Source organism: Salinispora oceanensis (assembly GCF_000383575.1).
Taxonomy (GTDB): domain Bacteria; phylum Actinomycetota; class Actinomycetes; order Mycobacteriales; family Micromonosporaceae; genus Micromonospora; species Micromonospora oceanensis.
On the sequence record NZ_KB911579.1, the window covers coordinates 5,096,999 to 5,117,259 of the forward strand.

Sequence of the window (20,261 nt, forward strand, 5' to 3'; positions counted from 1 at the left end):
GTCAGGTTCGACCGACCACGTCCCGCCGGAACACCAGGCGAGCCACCTGGGCGGTCACCGCGGCAAGCCCGGTGAGTACCAGGACCGCGACCACGCTGACGTCCTCCAACGGATGTTCGCCGACGTGCGCGAAGGGTGACAGCCACCCGGCGCTGGTGGGAATCTCGAGGATGGGGGCGAAGTACCCGACGATCAGCCCGTAGCCGAGCACCACCCAGATCAGCGGCAGCATCCGCGGCACCACCGCATAGAGCAGCGCGGCGGCGGCGAGGAGCAGCCAGACCGCCGGGGTGTGCGCCACGTGCCCGAGCAGCAGACCACCGAAGGACCCGGCGTCGCCGGTGCTCACCGCCGCCCCGACGCCCATACCGGCGCCCGCCACCAGCAACAGCCACGGTACGCCGACTGCCGTCACCACGAGGTGGCTGCCGATCCAGGCCGAACGGCTGACCGCCGTCGCGAGGACCGACTCGGCGCGCCCCTCGCTCTCTTCGGCGCGCAGGGTCTGCATGGCGAGCACCGCGTAGACCCCGACGGCCAGGGCCATGGTCAGGCCCATCGTGCCGAGGTAGCCGTCCAGTAGGTTCTCCGCCCCGCCCATGATGGCGACCATGTCCTCGGGCGCATCGGTGAACCCGTCGAGCAGTGGCTGGGTGAACGAGCCGTAGGCGAGGCCGGCGGCGAGCAGTCCCACGCTCCACCCGATCAGGCTGGCCCGGTGCAGCCGGAACGCGAGCGCGAGCGGCCCGTCCAGCCAGGCCGCCGCCCGGGCCGGGCCCGGGCGGGGCGGCACGAGCCCGGCACCGAAGTCCCGGCGGGCGGAGAGCGCGTACCCGGCGGCCGCCGCGGTCACCGTGACTGCCAGCGAGATCACCAGTGGCCACCAGCGGTCGTGCACGTACGGCGCGGTCTGCTGGGACCAACCGACCGGTGACAACCAGGACAACCAGGACGCGCCGCTGCCCTGCACCGCCGCCATGTCACCCAGCCCGCGCAGCACGAACGCGGCTCCGAGTAGAGCGCCCGCGGTGCCGGAGGCGGCCCGCGGATACTCCGACAGTTGGGCGGTGACCGCCGCGACTCCGGCGAATACCAGCGCCACCGCACCAACCGAGGCACCGAACAGCAATGACCCTCCGAGGTCGTAGCCCCGGCTGGCCATCAGGCCACCGATCAGGATGGCGACGACCGCGGCCATCGTGGCGGCGAGCACCAGCACGGCGGTGAGCTGGGCGTGCCGGCCGACCACGCTGGCGCGGATCAACTCGGCCCGACCGGAGCGCTCCTCGGCCCGGGTGTGCCGGACAACGGTCAAGAGCCCCATCAGGCCCGCGCCGATGGCCACGTAGAGGCCGTACTGCCCGGCGAGGAAACGCTCGATGGTCAGGTCGTCGAAGCCGAATCCCGGGCCGCCGAAGAGCGCACCGGCCGGGCTGCCGGAGAAGGCGGTCAGCCCCTCCAGGTCCGCCGGGCTCTCGACGAAGGTCTCCAGCGCGGTGGCGAAGTAGCCCATCAGCAGTGCCAGGCCGAGGGTCCAGGCCGGGAAGCGGATCCGGTCGCGGCGCAACATGAACCGCAGCAGGGTACCGGTCCCGGTGACCCGGCCGCCGCCCCGGCCGGGCGTCGCGACCACCGGTCGGTGCACCGTCACGGTGGCCATCACGCCACCGCCCCGTGGCGGGCCGGCTCATCGCCGTAGTGCCGCAGCAACAGCTGTTCCAGGGTCGGTGGCCGGACGGTCAGCCCGCGTACGCCGAGGTCGCCGAGCCGCCGGATGACGACGGCCAGGTGATCGCCGTCAACCTCGAAGCGGACGTGTCCGTTGGTGTCCTGCAGCCCGTGTACGCCGGCCAGGGTGGCGAGCGAGGCGGCCGGACTGTCGACGATCGCGTCCACGGAGGTCCGGGTCAGGTGACGCAGTTCGGTCAGGGAGCCGGTCTCGACGATCCGCCCCTGCCGGATGATCGAGATCTGGTCGGCCAGCACCTCGACCTGGGCGAGGACGTGGCTGGAGAGCAGTACGGTCCGGCCGGCGGCACAGGCCTCCCGGATGCACTCCTGAAACACCGCCTCCATCAGCGGGTCCAGCCCGGCGGTCGGCTCGTCGAGCAGCAGCAGGTCCACGTCGCTGGCCAGCGCCGCGATCAGGGCGACCTTCTGCCGGTTGCCCTTCGAGTAGGTCCGCCCCTTCTTACGCGGATCGAGGTCGAAGCGTTGGCACAGCTCGTCGCGGCGAACCGGGTCGGTCCCGCCGCGCAGGCGGGCGAAGAGGTCGATCGCTTCGCCGCCGGTCAGGTTGGGCCACAGCTCCACGTCGCCGGGGACGTAGGCGAGTCGGCGGTGCAGTCGCACCGCGTCGGCCCACGGATCACCGCCGAGTAGCCGGACCCGGCCGCGGTCGGCGCGGAGCAGCCCCAGCAGGATCCGGATGGTGGTGGATTTGCCGGCACCGTTGGGGCCGAGGAAGCCGTGCACGGTACCGGTCTCGACCTGCAGGTCGAGACCGTCCAGGGCCTTGGTGCGGCCAAAGTGCTTGTCGATGTGCTGAATGTCGATCGCCGTGGTCATGGTGGTAGACCTCGTTCGTGGGAGGACCCGGGCAGGGTGAGGCGCGGGTTGGTCCGATGTCGTCGATCACGCGGAGCCCACGAGGAGTCGGTGAGCCGTCGCGGAGAAATTCACGCCGGGGGGCGTGACAGCCGGTACGCAGTTCCCTCTGCGTCGCCCGCCGCGGGCGGATCCGGGACGTACATCAGATAGTCGTCGAGCATCGAGCGGTCGACGTGCAGCCCTTGGGTGAAACGCCCGAGGGCCGGCGTCTCGAAACCCCCGCCAACCGATGCCACTCCGCCAGATTAAACAGTCGTTCAATGGTTGGGCAAGCGCATAGCGGCCGAGAGTCCACCCGCTGCCGGACGCCCTAGGGTGAGCTGATGTCCCGCCCCACGCCCTCCGACGACCACCCCGCCGCCGCACCGAACCCGCTCACCCAGCTCACCCTGGACCAGCTCCGGCGACGCACCAGCGTGAAGTGGGGCAGATACGCCCCAGACGTACTTCCGCTCTGGGTGGCGGAGATGGACGTCCCCCTCGCCCCCGCCGTCGCCGACGCGCTCCAGCGCGCCATCGCGCTCGGCGACACCGGCTACGCCCACCCGACGGGGTACGCGGAGGCGTTCGGCGAATTCGCCGCCGAACGCTGGGGCTGGACCGACTTCTCCCCCGGCCGAACCGCAGTGGTACCCGACGTGATGCTGGGCATCGTCGAGGTGCTCCGGCTGGTGACCGACCCCGGCGACACCGTGGTCGTCTGTTCCCCCGTCTACCCGCCCTTCTACGCGTTCGCCCAGCACGCCGGACGGCAGGTGGCCGAGGCCCCGCTCGGAGCCGACCTACGGATCGATCTCGCGGCCCTCGAGGAGGCCTTCCGGCGTGCCCGTACCCGCGGTAGGCGGCCAGCCTTCCTGCTGTGTAACCCGCACAACCCCACCGGGGTGGTACATCGCCGCACGGAACTCGAGGCCGTCGCCGAGCTGGCCAGCCGGCACGGCGTACGGGTGATCTCCGACGAGATCCACGCTCCGCTGGCGCTGCCGGGGGCAGACGTCACCCCGTACCTGACCGTCACCGGCGCTCAGGATGCCTTCGCGGTCACCTCCGGCTCCAAGGCGTGGAACCTCGCCGGCCTGAAGGCGGCACTCGCGATCGCGGGACCGCACGCCGCGGCCGAGCTGGCCCGGATGCCGGAAGAGGTCAGCCACGGACCGAGCCACCTGGGTGTGGTCGCGCAGACGGCCGCCCTCCGGGACGGCGGGGAGTGGCTCGACCACCTCCTCAACGGACTCCACGCCAACCGCACCCGGCTGGAGACGCTGCTGGCCGAGCACCTGCCCACCGTCGGCTACCACCGCCCCGAAGGCACCTACCTGGCCTGGCTGGACTGCCGGCGCCTCGGCCCGCATAGTGCTCAACCCGACAGCGCGCCCGGCGACGTCAGCCTCGATCCGGCCCAGCTGTTCCTGGAACGCGCACGGGTAGCCCTCAGCTCCGGGAACGCCTTCGGCACCGGTGGAGCGGGCTGGGTCCGGCTGAACTTCGCCACCTCCCCCGCCATCCTCACCGACGCCGTCACCCGGATGGGTCGGGCCGCCCAGGAGGCGGGAGCCGCCGCCGCGAAGTGATCCACAACAGTTGGCAGCCCGAACGGCGAGAGACTGACGTGCCGGGAAGGTCGTACGCTACCGTTCAGCACGATGCTCAGCCGTCCCGTACGGGCATTTTTGTGCCCGTCGTTCGCTCCGAACGGCGACCCCGGAGGTACCCACCGTGACCGACGACACCGATGTCACCTCGTGGGCTCTCCAGGCGGGACGCGGCGACCAGGCGGCTGCCGCCGCCTTCATCCGGGCGACCCAGCAACAGGTTCGGCGCTTCCTGGCCGCCCTGATCTCCCCGGCCGAGGCGGATGACCTGGCGCAGGAGACCTACCTGCGCGCGCTGCGGTCGCTTCCCTCGTTCGCCGGCCGCTCCTCAGCGCGTACCTGGTTGTTCAGCATCGCCCGGCGGGTCGCCGTGGACCACGTGCGAACCGCCACGTCCCGCCCGCGGACGGTCCCGATGACCAGCTCACACGACGTCGCCGACGCCGACGAGAGCGGCTTCGACCAGCAGGTCGCCCTGGAGCAGATCATCGCGGCGCTCCCGACCGACCGCCGGGAGGCCTTCGTCGTCACCCAGGTCCTCGGCCTCTCCTACGCCGAGGCCGCACAGGTATGCGGCTGCCCGGTCGGCACGATCAGGTCGCGGGTGTCCCGGGCTCGGGAAGAGCTCGTTGTCGCGCTACAGGCCCGCTCCGGCGGATCGGACCGCCACCCCGCAGCCGGCTGAAGACCTTCCCGTCCCGGGCGGGAACCAGCGCCGGCACCGGTCCGACTACCGGTACATGGGGTGTGAGCAGTGGCGCGAGGTGTTGTCGGCGCAGTTGGACGGGGAGGAGACCCCGGCTGAGCGGGCGGCAGCCGACTCCCACCTGGCCAGTTGCGGTGCGTGCCGGACGTGGTTCGACCAGGCGGCGGCGATCACCAGACGGGCCCGGCTGTCGGTCAGCGTGATCGGCCCCGACCTCACCGATGCGGTCCTGGCCGCACTCCCCGTAACGACCCCGGCGGCGGCCCCGACGGGGTTGACGACGCGGCCGCCGTGGCGACAGCGGCTGGTCATCGCCCTGCGGGCAGCGCTCGGGCTGACCGGGGCGCTGCAGGTCACACTGGGTCTGACGCAGGTCGGCCAGGCGGCGGCGGGCCCGCACATCCACGCCGGCGGGCCACTGGCCTCGGGCCACCTCTGGCATGAGGCAGCGGCGTGGAACATCGCCGTCGGTGCCGGGTTCCTGTTCGTGGCCGCCCGCCGTACCCCGCCGACCGGGCTGCTACCCATGTTGAGCGCCTTCGTCGGCACCCTGGTGCTCTTGTCGGTCAACGACCTGATGACCGGCCGGGTGGAGACCGCCCGGCTGGTCAGTCACGGATTCCTCTTCGTTGGCTACGCGATCGTCGTGGCCATGTCCCGGCCCGGCCTACACCCCGGCGGCCCGCCCACCGACCTTCGCCCTGATCGGCCCCGCTGGCGTATCCCGGCCGAGGATGAGCCGCCCCCGCCGGGTCTGCGGCTCGTACCCCCGCCGCTTCCGGGCTCGGCGTGCCATCGGGACAACGCCGCGGCCTGAGCGTCGCGATACCGGTGAAGTTGCTAACCGAATCACCGGGAACTTTCCCGCCCCGCCAAACCGACCAACAGTCAACACCGTACTCAGAGAGGTCTACATGCCAATTAACGTCAACGGTCGGCGGCTACGCCCGGCCGCCCTGGTCGCCGCTGCCCTGCTGACCGCCGCCATGGCCGGTTGTGGCTCGTCCGGCGACTCGTCGGCGACCAACCCCACCCCGTCGGAGTCGGCCGTTCCGGCGGCGGATGCCCCCGCCGACGTGATCGGGATCAACGACCCGTGGGTGAAGGCCGCCGACAAGGGGATGACCGCGGCGTTCGCTACCCTGGTGAACGAGAACGACGCCGACGTGACCCTGACCGGCGTCAGCACCGAGGTGTCGCCGATGGAACTGCATGAGATGGCCATGAAGGATGGGGAGATGGTCATGCAGGCCAAGGAGGGCGGCATCGTGATCAAGGCGAAGAGCAGCCACCTGCTCGAGCCCGGCGGCGACCACCTCATGATGCTGGATCTGAAGCGACCGGTACAGGCCGGGGATGAGCTGACCTTCACCCTCACCTTCGCCGACGGGCGGACCCAATCGTTCACGGCGGTGGCGAAGCCGTTCACCGGCGCGGAGGAAAGCTACAACCCCGAGCACGGTATGCCGGACATGTCCATGAGCCCCAGCGCCGCGTCATGACTGGGAGCGACCCCCGCGTGGTGAGCCGACGCGGTCTGCTCGCGGGCGGTGCCCTGGCTGCCGGTGGCGCGCTCGGCGCCACGGTGGCCGTCACCGCCGTTGGCTCCGACGACCCCGCGACCCGCCCCGCCGAGATGACGCCGGTGGCGGAGATCGGGCTCGCCGTCGAACCGTTCCACGGCACCCGCCAGGCGGGGGTCGCCACCGAACCGCAGGCGCATGCGGCGTTCGTCGCGCTCGCGCTCCGGCCGGAGACGGACCGGGAGGCGCTGGGACGGATGCTGCGACTGCTCTCCGACGACGCCGCCCGCCTCACCCAGGGCCGTCCCGCCCTGGCCGACACCGAGCCGGAGCTCGGGCTACTGCCAGCCCGGCTGACCGTGACCTTCGGCTTCGGCCCCGGTTTCTACCAGGCGGCCAACCTCGACGAGCGGCGACCACCATCGGTCGCCGCCCTCCCGGCACTCCGCATCGACCGACTCTCCCCCCACTGGTCTGGCGGGGACCTGCTGCTACAGATCTGCGCCGACGACCCGCTGACCGTCGCGCACGCCCAGCGGGTGCTGGTCAAGGACAGCCGCCCCTTCGCCACCGTCGCCTGGGTACAGCAAGGCTTCCGGCGCGCGGCCGGAGCCGAGCCGGGGCGCACCCAGCGCAACCTCTTCGGCCAGCTCGACGGCACCGCCAACCCGAAGCCGGGCGCGCCCCTGGAGACCGCGGTGTGGGTACCGGACGGGCCGTCGTGGCTGCGCGACAGCACCACCCTGGTCATCCGGCGGATCAGCATGAACCTGGAGACGTGGGACCTCCTCGGCCGCACCGACCGAGAGTTGTCCGTCGGCCGCCGGCTCGACACCGGCGCGCCGCTGACCGGTACGGACGAACACGACGAGCCCGACTTCGACGCCCTCGGGTCAGGCGGGCTCACCGTCATCCCGGACTTCTCGCACCTGACCCGCTCCCACGTCACCGAGGACCGGCTCCGGATTCTGCGCCGCCCCTACAATTACGACGGCGTGCCCGGTGCCGACGGCACTGCGGACAGCGGCCTGATCTTCGCCTCGTACCAAGCCGACATCACCCGTCAGTTCCTACCCATCCAACGACGCCTGGCCGAACGGGACCTACTCAACGAGTGGACCACCCCGATCGGCTCCGCCGTCTTCGCGATCCCACCCGGCTGCCCCGAAGGCGGCTGGATCGGCCAGCAACTGCTCGGCTGACCTCGACAGGAGAACCATGCGGACCAACACCCGCCCGGGACCCGCCGGCTTCCTCGCCGCCGTCCTCGCCACCGCCGCGCTGCTGCTCGTACCGGCTTCCCCGGCCGTCGCGCACAATTCCCTGAAGACCACCACCCCGGCCAAGAACGCCGAGCTGGACAAGGCGCCGACCGAGATCACCCTGGAGTTCCTCCAGAGGCTGGATCCGGCGTTCACCACCATCGTCCTCTCCGACGCCGCAGAGCAGAAGGTCCCCACCGGTGAACCCGTGGTCACCGGGGCAGAAGGCACGATAAGCATCGATGAGACCCTGGCGAACGGCACCTACACCGTCGCGTACCGGGTGGTCTCCGCCGACGGGCACCCGGTCCAGGGCTCCTACGCGTTCACCGTCGCCGATCCCGCTGGCGCCGAGGCGCCGGTTCCGACGCCGGCAGAGTCGTCCCCCGCGGCCGAGGCCACCACACCGCCAACGGAGCCCGCGGCGGCCAGCCCGGTGGCGGCGACCGACGGCGGCGGCAGCGGGACCGGCACGGCGGCGGTGATCGGCGGCGGAATCCTGTTGGTGCTGGTAGCCGGCGGCCTGGTGCTACTACGCCGCCGACGCGGCACGGCCTGACCAACGGGATCAGCACCGTTGCCATGGCCGGGGCGGCGTGACCGCTGCCCCGGCCACGCCGCGCGTCGGGTTGCGGCGATCACCGGTCGTCCGACGCGGCATCGTTGAGTGGCGCGGCATCGTTGAGTAGCGCGGCGAGTTCGGCCACCGCGCGCGGGCGGGCCCCCGCCAGCGCCGGAATCCGGTCCAGGAGCCGGTGCACCAGCGGCGCCCACGCCGGCGCCAGGTGTGCCGCCGCGAGCAGCGCCGGGTCGGCCAGGCCGTCCACCGTTGCTACGGTGCGCACCCCGCCGCCAGAGACCACCGCCACCGCGTCCGCCCAGCGGAAGGCGAGGTCGACATCGTGGGTGGAGAGCACCACCGTCGTACCCGCGGTGTGCAGGTCGTCCAGGGTACGCAGCAGTGCTTCCACCCCGGCTGGGTCGAGCCCGGCGGTCGGTTCGTCGAGAATGAGCAGCCGTGGGTGCATCGCTACCGCACCGGCGATGGCCACCCGTTTGCGCTGGCCGTAGGAGAGCAGATGGGTGGGTCGCTCGGCGATCGCCGACACACCGAGCGCCGCCAGCGCCGCGTCGCAGCGCCGCCGAACCTGCTCGGCCGGGAGCCCCAGGTTGACCGGCCCGAAGGAGACATCCTGCCGGACGTTGGCGGAGAAGAGCTGGTCGTCCGGGTCCTGCACCACCAGTTGCACCTGCTGCCGCAGCTCCCTTAGGCCGGCCCGGGTGTACCGGACCGGAATGCCGCCGACAGCGACCTGGCCCCCGGCGGGCCGCAGCGCGCCGGCCGCCAGCCGGAACAGCGTGGTCTTGCCGCCACCGTTCGGGCCCAGCACGGCCAGCCGCTGCCCCGGGTCGACCCGAAGATCGACCCGGGCCAGGATCGGCCGACGCGGCTGGTAGGCGAAGCTAACGTCGTCGAACTCCAGCAGCGGGGCGCTCACCAAGGGGACACCAACCCGGCACTGAAAGCGACGATCGCGCCGAGCAACGTCGTGGTCGCCGCGACGAACGGCACCGACACCCGATGGGCCGCCACCTGCACGGCGAGTGAACCGGTGTAGCCCCGCACCGCCAGTCCCTCCTCCAGTCGCCGCGCCCGGTGCATCGCCCGGACGAACACCGCCCCCGCCTGACCGGCCAGGGAGCGGTAGGTGATCCGCCAGGTACGGAAGCCAAGCCGGGCCGCCTGCGCCTGCCGGACCGCACGCACGCTCTCCACCAGCAGGAAGAGCATCCGGTACGTCAGCGCGGCAACCTCGGTCACCGCCGGAGGAATTCCCAGCCGGTGCAGTCGTGGCAGGACATCCGACAACGGTGTGGTGGCGGTGAACAGCAACAAACAGGTCAGCGCCGCCACGGAACGGCCCGCGGTCTGCGCCGCCACCGGCAGGCTGGCGGGGTCGATGGCCAGTCGAGCTGGAGCCGGCATCGACACCAGCAACGGGACCGTCGACGTGACCACGAAAAGCAGCGGCACCCGGGCCGCCCGCAGCACCACGACCAGTGGTACCCGTGCGGCGGCCAGCAGCACCGCCGCCGCACCACCGGACAGGAGCGCGCCGGGCCAGGCGGGCAGGGCCACCGCGCAGATCAGCAGCCCGAGCGCGAGCAGCGCCTTCTCGGCAGGGTGCCGATTTCGCCAGGGGCCGGTGTGCGCGGCGATGTCGAGGGCGAACACGCTAGCCGCGCTGCCGGCCGGCAGCGTCGCGCAGCCGCTGCCGGGTCCGGGCGACACCGAAGCAGTAGCCGAGCAGACCGGCCCCGAGCGCGGCCTGGAGGGCGAAGAACGCCGACTCCAGCTCGGCCGACGGCGGCTCGTAGATCGGTGAGAACCATGGCTGGTAGTCGGGGTGGTCGTCCACGATGGCCTGCTCGGCAAGGGCGTCCGCCCCGGAGAAGGGTTCCTCCCCCGACCCGAGGCCGAACGCCAGCGGCACCACCGCCAGGAGCAGCACCGCGAGCAGCAGTAGCAGGTTGACCCAGGAGAAGCGCCTCATGCCCGTACCTCCGCCGCCGGCCGCAGCAGGCCGAGCCGACGCAGGTCATCCCCGCTGGTCCGACTCAGCAGGCGGACCACCAGCACGGTCAGCAGTCCCTCGCTGATCGCCAGTGGGATCTGGGTCACGGCGAAGATCCCGCCGAACTTCGCCAACGCACCGACGATGCCGGACATCGGGTCGGGGAACGCCAGGGCCAACTGGGCGACGGTGACCCCGTACGTCGCCAGGCTGCCCAGGGCCGCAGCGGCGAACACCGCCGGGCCCAGTCCGCCGCCAGCGCGACGGACCATTCTGTAGCTCCCGTACGCCACCCACGGGCCGACGATCGCCATCGAGAAGATGTTCGCGCCGAGGGTACTCAGCCCGCCGTGGGCCAGCAGCAGCGCCTGGAACAGCAGCACGATGCCGCCCAGCACGCTCATCACCGGCGGTCGGAACAGCACCGCCCCCAGCCCGGTGCCGGTCGGGTGGGAGCTCGACCCGGTCACCGACGGAATTTTCAATGCGGACAGCGCGAAGGTGAAGGCACCGGCCGCCCCGAGCAGTAGTTTCGATTCTGGATCTGCACGGACCTGCCGGACCAGGGCCCGGCTCCCGTGGACGACGAATGGCGCGGACACGACGAACCACGCCGCCGCCTGTTCCGGAGGGAGATACCCCTCGGCGATATGCATCGATTGACCTTCCCTTCCAGCACCTCGTGGATGAGATCCGTGTCAAGGCCGGTCTCCTGGCTTCCGGATCGACGTTCACTCCAGCCTTCCCAGGCCTGGTTGGCCCAGTGGCATAGTCAGAGATCACTACCCGGTCACAGTGGCGAGGGCCGCGCCGGTCTTCCACCGGCTTCCCGTGCACCTTGACGGCGAGAGGTTATCGGGCGCTCGCCCCGACGGCAAGCTGTCGGCTCGCGCCGATCGGTACCCGCCTGCGCCGGTCACCGCGAACCGAACGCCATGCTCCGGCCCGAGCCGAGAGGTTCAGCCCGGGCCAGAGCCCGGCTTCCTGGCGGTCAGGATGGCGTAGCCGAGCACACCGTCGGCGACCGCGGCCCGGGCCGCGGCCAGGACCGCCGGGGCCCGGGCGAAGTCCAGGCCAAGCGCCACCGCCTGATCCGCAGCGGTCAGCCGCAGCACGGTCAGGCGCGCCTCGATCTGGTCGATCATCGTGGTGACCGCGGGGTCGTGCCGTTCGGTGTGGGTTGTCGTCAGCCCCGCGCCGGCCAGCAGGGCGACATACTCGTCGAGCGGGCGCGCATCGGCAACGCAGGCGATCCACGCTCCCAACCCGGTCAGTTCGGGGGGCAACCGGTCGGGGACGGCGACGACGTCGGCCATCCCCAGTCGACCGCCCGGGGCCAGCACCCGGGCCAGCTCCCCCGCCGCGGTGGGCTTGTCGGGGAAGGTGCAGAAGGCGCATTCGCAGACCACCACGTCAACCGAGTGTGAGTCGACCCCCAGCCGCTCGGCGTCTCCCTGTCGGAACCGCACCTGGTCGGCGAGCCCAACGGACCGGGCCCCCCGGGTGGCCGCCGCGACGTTGGGACCGGCGAGGTCCACACCGGTCACCGTGCAGCCGTACTCGGACGCCAGCAGCAGCGCGCTGGTACCCCGCCCGCTGGCCACATCGAGCACGCGTTCACCGCTGGTCAGCGCCAGTCGGGCGGCGAGTCGGCGGGTCAGCGACGAGCCACCGGGATGGTACGCCTCGCCGAGGAGCAGGGCGACCAGGTCCGAACCGTAGACCGCGGCGCAGCAACCCTTCGGGTACGCCGCGGGCTCACCCATCGTCACCGGATCCGCCGCCCGACGTTGGTGGCGTCCGGTGCCACCCGCCGCCCGCCGGCGGGGCCATCGGAACGCTGGGCGACCTTCGACCCGTACGGGGAATCGGTGATCATTGAGCGCAACGCGAGTGCGTTGGGCACCACGTCGGCGACCGGCACCCCGGACATCTGCTCGCGGACCTGTTCCCGGTAGCCGACCGAATTGTAGGCGCAGAACGGGATCAGTCTGCCGTCCGGAGTGATCTCCTCGACGCAGCACTTCATCAGCTGCCGCACGTTGAGGGTGTACGGGTCCTGGAAGTCCTGGATCACGATCATGAAGGCCCGTTCGGTCAGGTTCGCCACCGCCTCGGGTAGGTTGACGCCGCAGGCGTCGGCGCAGTCCAGCGCCGCGGCAGTCTGGGCGAGGCGTTCGCTGGTCGTGTCGGTGCCCATGAATGCCGATGCCGACCAGAGCTTCTCCAGCGCTTCCCGGACAGCGGGGTCCGGCACCACTCGGTTGGCGACGTAGTCGAGGTGTTCCGCAACATCGAGCAGCCGGGGAATCGGCACCACCGCGAAGTCCTCGGCGCCGGGCGTGCCCGAGGTGAGCAGGTAGGTGATCGACCGGCAGGTCGGGAAGCAGCACGGCACCGGGAAGAAGTCCTCGGCCCGGAACCAGTCGGGTCGCTGCCGCGCGACGAGGTGAATGATGTCGGAGTTGGTCAGCCGGGTCAGCGGGTCGAAGGGCGTGTGTCGGCCGGAGTGGGTGACCGGCTGGAACGAGACGCTGCGCACCGCCGGGTGCGCGAGGCCGTGGCTGATGATGGCACCGAGTTCGTGCTCGTTGAGGCCCCGTTCGACCGCGGCCACCAGGGTGACGGTCAGGCCGACCTCGGCGCAGTTGTCCAACGCTCGCTGCTTGATCTCGCGCAGGTCCCGACCGCGAATCTCCCGGTGTGTTCGCTCGTCGAACCCGTCGAACTGCAGATAGATGTTGACCGCCCGACCGGGACGGTTCCGCTCGCCGAGCGCTGCCACGAACGCCCGGTCACTGGCGAGCCGGATTCCGTTGGTGTTCAGATTGACCGCCCGAATCGGGCGGGCCTGTGCGGCGTCAACGAAATCCAGGATCTGCCGATGGATGGTGGGCTCTCCGCCGGAGAACATCACCACCTCGGCCTCGCCCTCACTCGCCACGAAGACGTCGAGCATCCGCTCACACTGGGCGAGGCTGATGGCGTACCCGTCGGGCTGGTGACCAGAGTCGGCGAAGCAGATCGGGCAGTCGAGGTTGCAGCCGGTGTTGACCTCGATAATGCCCAGGCAGGCGTGCTGCTTGTGTTCCGGGCAGAGTCCGCAGTCCGCCGGGCAGCCGTCGCGCACCTCGGTCTGGAAGGTCAGCGGGATCGTGCCGGGCTTGTTGAATCGGGCGCTGTCGAGGTACATCCGCGCGTCGCCGTACACCAACGCCTCGAACTGGCCGTGCTCCGGACAGCGCTTACGGAGATAGACCTTGTCGTCGCGGAGGTTGACCTGCCCGTCAACGACGACCTTGCAGACCGGGCAGATCGACTTTGTGTACTCGACGAACACCTCATCCCGGTCCCGCTTCATGGCTCTCACCATTCCACGCCGCGCCGCCCCGGCGCCCCGGCTTGGTCGAATACTGCCCGGCGTGGGCCGACCGGATCGGCCACAGCTGGCTCGCGCTGGAGGCCGGGTGGAGGGCCACCCGGCGCTGGCGGGTCAGCGCGACACTGGCGCACGTGCGCGGAGCAGGGCCGCCACCCGCTCACACCACTCGCGATTCTCCTGCTCGAAGCCACGCCCCCGCAGGCAGGTGAGGTACGGCCCGATCCGGTCGCTCTCGCGCAGGAACGTCTCCTCGGTCAGGTCACCGCGCAGCTGCCGGAGCATCCGGTCGAAGAGTTCCACCTTGGCGGCGGCGATGACCGCCCGCTCCTCGAGCTGGGCGATGACCGGTGCCGGGTCGAGCCGGTCCACGGCCTGGACCATGACGAGCAGGTCCTCCCGGATCGACGACGGCTTCGACGGCACGGCGGCGAAGGCGGCCAGTTCGGCGAGGCCGGCGGGGGTGACCGTGAACAGCCGCTTGTTGGGGCGGTCATGCTGGATGACCTGGCGACCGGCGATCAGCCCCGCCCGTTCCAGCTTGGTCAACTCGGCGTAGAGCTGCTGGGGTACCGCGTACCAGAAGTTGGAGCAGGAAACATCGAAGATTTTGGCTAGCTGGTAGCCGCTGTACTCCCCATCGAGCAACACCGCCAACACCGCGTGCCGCAGCGCCATGGCCACACCTCCCGCTCCGGGTGAGGACGGAGTTCGGCGGGCCGGCACCGGGTCGCCGGCCCTTCCCCCGAACCATACTCAATGATATGACTATTCCTGTTGAGGAATACCGGCGGCAGTCCTCCCGAACGTCGATCCTGCACACCGGCGCCCTGCCCACCGTCACCCTGCCCACCGTCACCACGCGGAACGAGGCGGCCGCCACCGGCTTCTCCCGCGCCCGGGACCCCCGGGGACCTGGAAGGACACCCCAATGAAGCTTGGCTACACGACCGGCTACTGGTCCTCCGGGCCGCCGGAGGGCGTCACGGCGGCGATCGCCGAGGCCGACCGACTCGGCTTCGACTCCGTCTGGGCCGCCGAGGCATACGGATCGGACTGCCTTACCCCACTCGCGTGGTGGGGAGCGAGCACCTCCACCGTCCGCCTGGGCACCAACATCATGCAGATGTCGGCCCGCACTCCGACCGCGGCGGCGATGGCCGCGCTCACCCTCGACCACCTCTCCGGCGGCCGGTTCATCCTCGGGCTCGGCGTCTCCGGCCCACAGGTCGTGGAGGGGTGGTACGGCCAGCCGTATCCGCGCCCGCTGGCCCGCACCCGGGAGTACATCGACATCATCCGCGCCGTCCTCGCCCGGTCCGAGCCGGTCACGTACGACGGCGACTTCTTCCAACTACCGCATCGCGGCGGCACCGGCCTGGGTAAGCCGCTGAAGTCCACCGTCCACCCACTGCGCGCCGACATCCCCATCTTCCTCGGCGCCGAGGGGCCGAAGAACGTCGCCCTGGCCGCCGAGATCGCCGACGGCTGGCTACCGATCTTCTTCTCCCCCAAGGCGGACAGCTTCTATCGGGCCGCGCTGGCCGAGGGCTTCGCCCGCCCTGGCGCCCGCCGGGACCTGGACACATTCGAGGTCGCCGCGACCGTACCGATCGTCGTCCACGACGACATCGAGCGGGCGGCGGACCGGCTTCGACCCTTCGTCGCGCTCTACGTGGGCGGCATGGGAGCCAAGTCAGTCAACTTCCACCGGGATGTCTTCGCCCGTCTCGGCTACGAGAAGGAGTGCGACGTCATCACCGAGGCATACCTGGCGGGCGACAAGAAGCGGGCCACCGCCGCCGTGCCGACCGCGCTGGTGGAGGACATCGCACTGATCGGCCCGGTCGCCAAGGTCCGCGATGAGCTGCAGCGGTGGCGCGAGACGGTGGTCACCACGCTGCTCGTCCAGGGCAACGCCCAGCAGCTACGACAGATCGCCGAGGTGGTGGGCTGAACACCCGTCCAGCCGCTCGGCGTCCCCGGTTGGCCCACCTGACGGCTGCCCCCGCCGTCGCACGGTGGGCCAACCGGGGTCGCCGAGTCGATCCACACCGGCGGGTCAGCTGGCGCCGTCGGAACAGATGACCTGCCGGATCACGTCGCCACGACCGAGAGCGGCGAGGGCGTCCCCAACCTCCTCCAGCCGCAGCCGGTGCGTGATCATCTCACTCAGGTCGAGTCGGCCGGCCCGCCAGAGGTCAAACATCCGGTCAAAGTCTCGCGGCGCCTGCGACGCGCCGTAGAGCGAGGACGTGATGCTCTTCCCCTCGAACAACAGCTCGAAGGGGCTGAAGGTGACCTGCTGGTCAGAGCGACCGGCACCCACGACCACCACCGTCCCACCCCGACGTGCCGCAGTCCACGCCGCACGCAGCGTCTGCGGCACCGCCACCACGTCGAAGACGGTATCGAAGCCCTCACCGTCGGTGAGTTCAGCCGACAGCTCCCCCAACGCCTCCGGGCCGCAGCTGTGGGTCGCCCCGAAGCGCAGCGCGGTCTGCTGCTTGGCCTCGACCGTGTCGACCGCGACGATGACGGCGGCGCCCGCGAGCCGCGCTCCCTGGATCGCGGCGATACCCACGCCGCCGCAGCCGATCACCGCGACCGCGGCACCCGGCTCCACCCGGGCCGTGTTGATCACGGCACCGACGCCGGTCATCACGCCACAGCCGACCAGCGCCGCCACCTCGTACGGCACATCGGGGGCCACCTTCACGGCGCCGGCCCGGGGAACCACGATCTCTTCGGCGAACGCGCCACACCCGGCCATCGCGAAGACCGGGGTCTCGCCAACCAGGAAGCGCGGCTGGGCGTAGCCCGCCAGCACGTTGGCCAAGCACAGGTAGGACTCTCCCCGCGCGCAGGAGGGACAGGACCCACACGCGGGAAGCCAGTTGACCACGACCCGGTCCCCCTCGGCCAGGTCGTCCACCCCATCGCCGACCGCGACGACATCGCCGGATGCCTCGTGCCCCAGCACCACGGGCATCGGGTGTGGCAGCACCCCATCGCGCGTCGAGCGGTCGGAGTGACACACCCCGGCCGCTCGAACCCGGATCCGCACCTCCCCCGCACCCGGCCCGATCACCGTCACGTCATCGCGAATCTCGACCTTGTCGTCACCCACTGTGTGAAAGATCGCCGCCCGCACGAGATCACCTCCGAAAATGAAACCTGTTCTAGCCTAGGGGTCGACAAGGGCCCGGGCAAGCGGCTGGGGCGCAGCCGGGGCGACCGGCATAATTCGACCGTGACCACAAAGAAAGCCAGCAGCGCGGGCCTGCCGTCGGACCGTCGCGCCCACCTCGTCCGCCTCGCCGGTGAGCTGTTCGCCGAGAAGGGCTTCCGCGCCACCACCGTGCGGGAGATCGCCGACGCGGCCGGCATCCTCTCCGGCAGCCTCTACCACCACTTCGACTCCAAGGAGTCGATCGGGGACGAGCTCCTCTCCGGATTCCTCAACGAGGTGCTCACCGGATACCGGGAGGCGGTCGCCGACACGGACGACCCACGCCGCACGATCGAGCAGTTCGTACGCTCCAGCGCGGCGACGCTGGCCCGGCATCGCGCCGCCCTGACCATGCTGCAGAACGACTGGAACCACTTCCGCGCCGTGCCCCGCTTCGACTACCTGCGTACCGCCACCCGGGAAATCGAACACCTCTGGGTTGACCAGCTGGAGCGGGGGAAACAGAGCGGACTTTTCCGCTCCGACTTGGACGCCAAGCTGACCTACCGACTGCTGCGGGATGTGTTGTGGATACCGACGCGGTGGGGGCAGAGCGGCAGTAACGGCTGGGATGCCGACCAGATCGCCGACGCGGTCATTCGCCTGATCTTCGACGGCATTCTCGCCCCGAGGAGCAGTTCGGCTGGGGGGTCACGGGCGGATCACTCTCCTCGGGCGAAGCCAACGCGAAGCTGATACGCTCCCAAGCAAGCGATTGGTCACCACTGTGCCCGGCGGAGCTACGACTGCCCGCGGACGAGGGAGCACCAATGACAGATCATCAGTTCACACTGGACGGCACGGTCGCGATCGTGACCGGGGCCGGTAACGGTTTGGGGCGCGCAGAAGCCCTCGAGCTGGCGGCAGGCGGAGCCCGGCTCATCCTCAACGACCTTCCCGGCGATGCCGTCACGGCGGTGGCCGCCGAGATCACCGCGGCGGGTGGCGAGGCGACGGTGTGCACCGGTGACATCGGTGACTGGTCCACCGGTGAGTCTCTCCTGAAAACCGCCCTCGACACGTACGGCCGGCTGGACATCCTGGTCAACAACGCCGGCGTCCTCCGCGACCGGATGGTCTTCACGATGTCGGCGCAGGAGTGGGACCTCGTCCTGCGGGTGCACCTGCGGGGCCACTTCGTCACCACCCGCTTCGCCACCGCCTACTGGCGCGACCGCAGCAAGGCTTCCGGCACCCCGGTGTACGGCCGGATCATCAACACCTCCTCGGAGGCATTTCTGCTCGGTTCGCCCGGCCAGCCAAACTACGCCGCCGCGAAGGCTGGCGTGGTGGCGCTGACCGTCGCGACCGCGCGGAGCTGCGCCCGGTACGGCGTCCGGGCCAACGCCATCTGCCCACGGGCGCGCACGGCGATGACCACCGAGCTCATGGGACCCTCCCCCGAGGAGGCGACCGATCCGTTGTCCCCCACACACGTCGCACCGCTCGTGCGGTACCTCGCCAGTCCGGCCGGAGCTCCGATCAACGGCGAGGTCTTCGTCATCCACGGTGGCGTGGCCGCGGTGCTGGCCCCACCCACCGTCCGGGCAAGTTTCCACGCCAATGGCGAGTCCTGGTCGCCTACCGCCCTTCATGACGCCCTGGGACCGCTCTTCGGCGAGCAGGGCTCCGGGGCGGGCTACGCCTGCGAGGCGACCCTGCCGCTGGCGGAGACCACGTTCGGCGAGAGCCGGTAGCCAACCCGGATGCGGTAGGGCGGCGGCGGACCGGCGGTCGCCGCCGCCGGCCCCAGCAACCGCCGCCAATCGCCGACCAGGACAATCCGCCGGTCGGCGACGACGGCCGCCACCTACATGAGCTCATCCGTGGTGGGCAGGAGGACGGCCTTCACCTCGGTGAATGACTCCGCCGAGCCACGTCCGCCCTCCCGCCCGAGACCGGACTGGCCGAATCCGCCGAAGGCCGCATGGGGCTCCACCTGGTAGCCATTGACGCCGACGGTTCCCGCCCGCACGGCTCGGGTCAGGCGCATGGCCCGCTTCACATCGCTGGTCCACACCGTGGCGGCGAGTCCATACTCGGTGTCGTTCGCCAGGCGCACCGCCTCCTGCTCGTCGGTGAACGGCGTCACCCCGAGCACCGGGCCGAAGATCTCCTCCCGGGCGATGGTCATGTCGCTGGCCACGTCGGCGAAGAGCGCCGGCGTCACGAAGTTGCCGGCAGCCAGCTCTCCACCAACCCGTTCACCACCGCAGACCAGGCGGGCCCCCTCCGCCTGCCCCTTCCCGACATAGCCGAGCACGCGGTCCAGCTGCCGTGTGTTGATCAGCGGAGAGGCGGTGGTCTCGGCGTCGAAGGGATCTCCGTAGTTCACCAGGGCGGTCGCACCGGCGGCGATTGAGAGGAAGTCGTCGTAGGCCTCCCGCTGGACCAGCGCCCGAGTGTGGGCCACGCAGACCTGGCCCGACAGTCCCACCGTGACTGTTCCCATCGTCAGTGCCGCCGCAGCGTAGATGTCGGCATCGGCGAAGACAATCGATGGGCTCTTTCCCCCGAGCTCCAGACTCACCCTGGTGATTCTGTCCGCCGCAGCGTGCAGGATGCGCCGGCCCACGCCCCGGCTACCGGTGAAGGTGATCTTGTCAACCAGTGGATGGGTGACCAGCGCCTCGCCGGTCGTCTCCCCGGGCCCGGTCACCACGTTGAGCACACCCGGCGGTACGCCCGCCTCCTCGAGAATCCGCACCAGTCGCAGTACGGCGAAGGTGGCGTACTCCGACGGCTTCAGCACCACGGTGCACCCGGTGGCCAACGCCGGCGCGAGCTTCTGCGCCGCCAGCAGGAGGGGCGCGTTCCACGGGATGACCGCCGCCACCACCCCGATCGGCTCGCGCAGGGTGAACACCATGTGGTCACCCCCTTGGTAGGGCGACAGCGTCTCGCCACCGAGCTTGTCGACCCAGCCAGCGTGATGATCGAAAATGTCGGCCGCGCACTCGGCTGACACCGCGTACGCGTCACCAAAGCTCAACGGCACACTGTTGTCGAGCGCCTGAAGCGCAAGCAGTTCGTCGGCGTGCTCCCGGATGAGGTCAGCGGTCCGCCGCAGCACCCGGATGCGCTCCTTCGCGCGGCTGTGGGGCCAGGGCCCCTCGTCGAACGCGGTTCGGGCGGCTCGGACGGCGGTGTCCACGTCGGCGGCGTCCGCGACCGCGAACTGCCCCACCTCCTCACCTGTCGCCGGATGCAGGTGCACCCACGTCCGGTCGTCCCGCGACGGCCGCCAGTCACCCGCGAGGAGCAGTTCCCCCCGGGTCAGTCCCACCGCGTCCCGTCGTGACTTGATCGAGAGAACCATGCCCACCTCCACGGCCGACCAGGTATAACCTGTTCTATTTCTCGGCAGGATACGCCGAACCC

General features: G+C 70.7%; 22 protein-coding genes and 1 riboswitch. Of the genes, 10 read left to right on the top strand and 12 right to left on the bottom strand.

Annotation, left to right across the window (positions count from 1 at the left end):
* Nucleotide 1: 1 nt before the first annotated feature.
* From SALPAC4_RS0123435 to SALPAC4_RS28065, 3 genes are all read right to left on the bottom strand, one after another.
* Nucleotides 2-1,660 carry an ABC transporter permease gene (locus tag SALPAC4_RS0123435; protein ID WP_019872445.1) on the bottom strand — a complete coding sequence of 553 codons (1,659 nt, stop codon included), beginning with the start codon at nucleotides 1,658-1,660 and terminating at the stop codon, nucleotides 2-4.
* Nucleotides 1,660-2,568 carry an ABC transporter ATP-binding protein gene (locus SALPAC4_RS0123440; protein ID WP_019872446.1) on the bottom strand — a complete coding sequence of 303 codons (909 nt, stop codon included), beginning with the start codon at nucleotides 2,566-2,568 and terminating at the stop codon, nucleotides 1,660-1,662. The genes SALPAC4_RS0123435 and SALPAC4_RS0123440 overlap by 1 nt, the downstream gene beginning before the upstream one ends.
* Before the next feature lie 110 nt (nucleotides 2,569-2,678).
* Nucleotides 2,679-2,846, bottom strand: a complete 168-nt coding sequence (locus tag SALPAC4_RS28065; protein ID WP_019872447.1) for a hypothetical protein — start codon at nucleotides 2,844-2,846, stop codon at nucleotides 2,679-2,681.
* Nucleotides 2,847-2,933: 87 nt separating this feature from the next.
* Here SALPAC4_RS28065 and SALPAC4_RS0123450 point away from each other — a divergent pair, with 87 nt between their 5' ends.
* The 6 genes from SALPAC4_RS0123450 to SALPAC4_RS0123475 all read left to right on the top strand — a co-directional run bounded on the left by SALPAC4_RS0123450 (nucleotide 2,934) and on the right by SALPAC4_RS0123475 (nucleotide 8,252).
* The gene (locus SALPAC4_RS0123450) at nucleotides 2,934-4,181 is read left to right on the top strand and encodes a MalY/PatB family protein (protein ID WP_019872448.1); all 1,248 of its coding nucleotides are present in this window, start codon (nucleotides 2,934-2,936) and stop codon (nucleotides 4,179-4,181) included.
* Nucleotides 4,182-4,326: 145 nt separating this feature from the next.
* Nucleotides 4,327-4,887 carry a sigma-70 family RNA polymerase sigma factor gene (locus tag SALPAC4_RS0123455; RefSeq protein ID WP_019872449.1) on the top strand — a complete coding sequence of 187 codons (561 nt, stop codon included), beginning with the start codon at nucleotides 4,327-4,329 and terminating at the stop codon, nucleotides 4,885-4,887.
* Between the two features lie 55 nt (nucleotides 4,888-4,942).
* Nucleotides 4,943-5,725: a zf-HC2 domain-containing protein gene (locus SALPAC4_RS0123460; RefSeq protein ID WP_019872450.1), complete on the top strand. Its 783-nt coding sequence runs from the start codon at nucleotides 4,943-4,945 to the stop codon at nucleotides 5,723-5,725.
* 97 nt (nucleotides 5,726-5,822) lie between these two features.
* Nucleotides 5,823-6,410, top strand: coding sequence for a copper chaperone PCu(A)C (locus SALPAC4_RS0123465; protein ID WP_019872451.1), 588 nt, complete (start codon nucleotides 5,823-5,825; stop codon nucleotides 6,408-6,410).
* Complete coding sequence (locus SALPAC4_RS0123470; RefSeq protein ID WP_027645036.1) at nucleotides 6,407-7,633, top strand: Dyp-type peroxidase; 1,227 nt, start codon at nucleotides 6,407-6,409, stop codon at nucleotides 7,631-7,633. The genes SALPAC4_RS0123465 and SALPAC4_RS0123470 overlap by 4 nt, the downstream gene beginning before the upstream one ends.
* 16 nt (nucleotides 7,634-7,649) lie before the next feature.
* Entirely contained in the window at nucleotides 7,650-8,252 is a 603-nt protein-coding gene (locus SALPAC4_RS0123475; RefSeq protein WP_019872453.1) for a copper resistance CopC family protein, read from the top strand.
* A gap of 79 nt (nucleotides 8,253-8,331) precedes the next feature.
* Here SALPAC4_RS0123475 and SALPAC4_RS0123480 read toward each other — a convergent pair whose 3' ends face one another.
* The 7 genes from SALPAC4_RS0123480 to SALPAC4_RS0123510 form a co-directional block, all read right to left on the bottom strand.
* The gene (locus SALPAC4_RS0123480; protein ID WP_019872454.1) at nucleotides 8,332-9,192 is read right to left on the bottom strand and encodes an energy-coupling factor ABC transporter ATP-binding protein; all 861 of its coding nucleotides are present in this window, start codon (nucleotides 9,190-9,192) and stop codon (nucleotides 8,332-8,334) included.
* A complete protein-coding gene (gene cbiQ, locus SALPAC4_RS0123485; RefSeq protein ID WP_027645037.1) occupies nucleotides 9,189-9,929 on the bottom strand; it encodes a cobalt ECF transporter T component CbiQ in 741 nt (246 codons plus the stop codon). Before cbiQ ends, SALPAC4_RS0123480 begins: the two co-directional genes overlap by 4 nt.
* A gap of 1 nt (nucleotide 9,930) precedes the next feature.
* A complete protein-coding gene (locus SALPAC4_RS0123490) occupies nucleotides 9,931-10,248 on the bottom strand; it encodes an energy-coupling factor ABC transporter substrate-binding protein (protein ID WP_018730566.1) in 318 nt (105 codons plus the stop codon).
* A complete protein-coding gene (locus SALPAC4_RS0123495) occupies nucleotides 10,245-10,925 on the bottom strand; it encodes an energy-coupling factor ABC transporter permease (RefSeq protein ID WP_019872456.1) in 681 nt (226 codons plus the stop codon). The genes SALPAC4_RS0123490 and SALPAC4_RS0123495 overlap by 4 nt, the downstream gene beginning before the upstream one ends.
* 29 nt (nucleotides 10,926-10,954) lie before the next feature.
* A riboswitch (cobalamin riboswitch) is annotated at nucleotides 10,955-11,125 on the bottom strand.
* Between the two features lie 103 nt (nucleotides 11,126-11,228).
* The gene (locus tag SALPAC4_RS0123500) at nucleotides 11,229-12,041 is read right to left on the bottom strand and encodes a methyltransferase domain-containing protein (protein ID WP_019872457.1); all 813 of its coding nucleotides are present in this window, start codon (nucleotides 12,039-12,041) and stop codon (nucleotides 11,229-11,231) included.
* On the bottom strand, nucleotides 12,038-13,630 hold the full coding sequence (locus SALPAC4_RS0123505) for a radical SAM protein (protein ID WP_027645038.1): 1,593 nt from the start codon (nucleotides 13,628-13,630) through the stop codon (nucleotides 12,038-12,040). The genes SALPAC4_RS0123500 and SALPAC4_RS0123505 overlap by 4 nt, the downstream gene beginning before the upstream one ends.
* 132 nt (nucleotides 13,631-13,762) lie before the next feature.
* Nucleotides 13,763-14,326: a PadR family transcriptional regulator gene (locus SALPAC4_RS0123510; RefSeq protein ID WP_019872459.1), complete on the bottom strand. Its 564-nt coding sequence runs from the start codon at nucleotides 14,324-14,326 to the stop codon at nucleotides 13,763-13,765.
* Nucleotides 14,327-14,412: 86 nt separating this feature from the next.
* Between SALPAC4_RS0123510 and SALPAC4_RS27830 the strand changes: the two genes are divergently transcribed.
* Together SALPAC4_RS27830 and SALPAC4_RS0123515 are read left to right on the top strand one after the other, a co-directional pair.
* Nucleotides 14,413-14,583: a hypothetical protein gene (locus SALPAC4_RS27830; protein ID WP_162562159.1), complete on the top strand. Its 171-nt coding sequence runs from the start codon at nucleotides 14,413-14,415 to the stop codon at nucleotides 14,581-14,583.
* Complete coding sequence (locus SALPAC4_RS0123515; protein WP_018730571.1) at nucleotides 14,580-15,605, top strand: LLM class F420-dependent oxidoreductase; 1,026 nt, start codon at nucleotides 14,580-14,582, stop codon at nucleotides 15,603-15,605. Before SALPAC4_RS27830 ends, SALPAC4_RS0123515 begins: the two co-directional genes overlap by 4 nt.
* Before the next feature lie 105 nt (nucleotides 15,606-15,710).
* Here SALPAC4_RS0123515 and SALPAC4_RS0123520 read toward each other — a convergent pair whose 3' ends face one another.
* Nucleotides 15,711-16,802 carry a Zn-dependent alcohol dehydrogenase gene (locus SALPAC4_RS0123520; RefSeq protein WP_027645039.1) on the bottom strand — a complete coding sequence of 364 codons (1,092 nt, stop codon included), beginning with the start codon at nucleotides 16,800-16,802 and terminating at the stop codon, nucleotides 15,711-15,713.
* Nucleotides 16,803-16,901: 99 nt separating this feature from the next.
* Between SALPAC4_RS0123520 and SALPAC4_RS0123525 the strand changes: the two genes are divergently transcribed.
* Both SALPAC4_RS0123525 and SALPAC4_RS0123530 read left to right on the top strand, forming a co-directional pair.
* Entirely contained in the window at nucleotides 16,902-17,576 is a 675-nt protein-coding gene (locus SALPAC4_RS0123525) for a TetR/AcrR family transcriptional regulator (RefSeq protein ID WP_019872461.1), read from the top strand.
* 74 nt (nucleotides 17,577-17,650) lie between these two features.
* The gene (locus tag SALPAC4_RS0123530) at nucleotides 17,651-18,577 is read left to right on the top strand and encodes an SDR family NAD(P)-dependent oxidoreductase (RefSeq protein ID WP_019872462.1); all 927 of its coding nucleotides are present in this window, start codon (nucleotides 17,651-17,653) and stop codon (nucleotides 18,575-18,577) included.
* A 113-nt stretch (nucleotides 18,578-18,690) separates the two neighbouring features.
* Here the strand turns inward: SALPAC4_RS0123530 and SALPAC4_RS0123535 are convergent, their stop codons facing one another.
* The gene (locus tag SALPAC4_RS0123535; protein ID WP_027645040.1) at nucleotides 18,691-20,199 is read right to left on the bottom strand and encodes an aldehyde dehydrogenase family protein; all 1,509 of its coding nucleotides are present in this window, start codon (nucleotides 20,197-20,199) and stop codon (nucleotides 18,691-18,693) included.
* Nucleotides 20,200-20,261 lie beyond the last annotated feature (62 nt).

Bases quoted from the DNA above. Each gene is read 5' to 3' on its own strand.
- SALPAC4_RS0123435 (WP_019872445.1), bottom strand. From the start codon at position 1,660: ATGGCCACCGTGACGGTGCACCGACCGGTGGTCGCGACGCCCGGCCGG.
- SALPAC4_RS0123440 (WP_019872446.1), bottom strand. From the start codon at position 2,568: ATGACCACGGCGATCGACATTCAGCACATCGACAAGCACTTTGGCCGC.
- SALPAC4_RS0123450 (WP_019872448.1), top strand. From the start codon at position 2,934: ATGTCCCGCCCCACGCCCTCCGACGACCACCCCGCCGCCGCACCGAAC.
- SALPAC4_RS0123460 (WP_019872450.1), top strand. From the start codon at position 4,943: ATGGGGTGTGAGCAGTGGCGCGAGGTGTTGTCGGCGCAGTTGGACGGG.
- SALPAC4_RS0123465 (WP_019872451.1), top strand. From the start codon at position 5,823: ATGCCAATTAACGTCAACGGTCGGCGGCTACGCCCGGCCGCCCTGGTC.
- SALPAC4_RS0123470 (WP_027645036.1), top strand. From the start codon at position 6,407: ATGACTGGGAGCGACCCCCGCGTGGTGAGCCGACGCGGTCTGCTCGCG.
- SALPAC4_RS0123475 (WP_019872453.1), top strand. From the start codon at position 7,650: ATGCGGACCAACACCCGCCCGGGACCCGCCGGCTTCCTCGCCGCCGTC.
- SALPAC4_RS0123490 (WP_018730566.1), bottom strand. From the start codon at position 10,248: ATGAGGCGCTTCTCCTGGGTCAACCTGCTACTGCTGCTCGCGGTGCTG.
- SALPAC4_RS0123495 (WP_019872456.1), bottom strand. From the start codon at position 10,925: ATGCATATCGCCGAGGGGTATCTCCCTCCGGAACAGGCGGCGGCGTGG.
- SALPAC4_RS0123505 (WP_027645038.1), bottom strand. From the start codon at position 13,630: ATGAAGCGGGACCGGGATGAGGTGTTCGTCGAGTACACAAAGTCGATC.
- SALPAC4_RS0123510 (WP_019872459.1), bottom strand. From the start codon at position 14,326: ATGGCGCTGCGGCACGCGGTGTTGGCGGTGTTGCTCGATGGGGAGTAC.
- SALPAC4_RS27830 (WP_162562159.1), top strand. From the start codon at position 14,413: ATGACTATTCCTGTTGAGGAATACCGGCGGCAGTCCTCCCGAACGTCG.
- SALPAC4_RS0123515 (WP_018730571.1), top strand. From the start codon at position 14,580: ATGAAGCTTGGCTACACGACCGGCTACTGGTCCTCCGGGCCGCCGGAG.
- SALPAC4_RS0123530 (WP_019872462.1), top strand. From the start codon at position 17,651: ATGACAGATCATCAGTTCACACTGGACGGCACGGTCGCGATCGTGACC.
- SALPAC4_RS0123535 (WP_027645040.1), bottom strand. From the start codon at position 20,199: ATGGTTCTCTCGATCAAGTCACGACGGGACGCGGTGGGACTGACCCGG.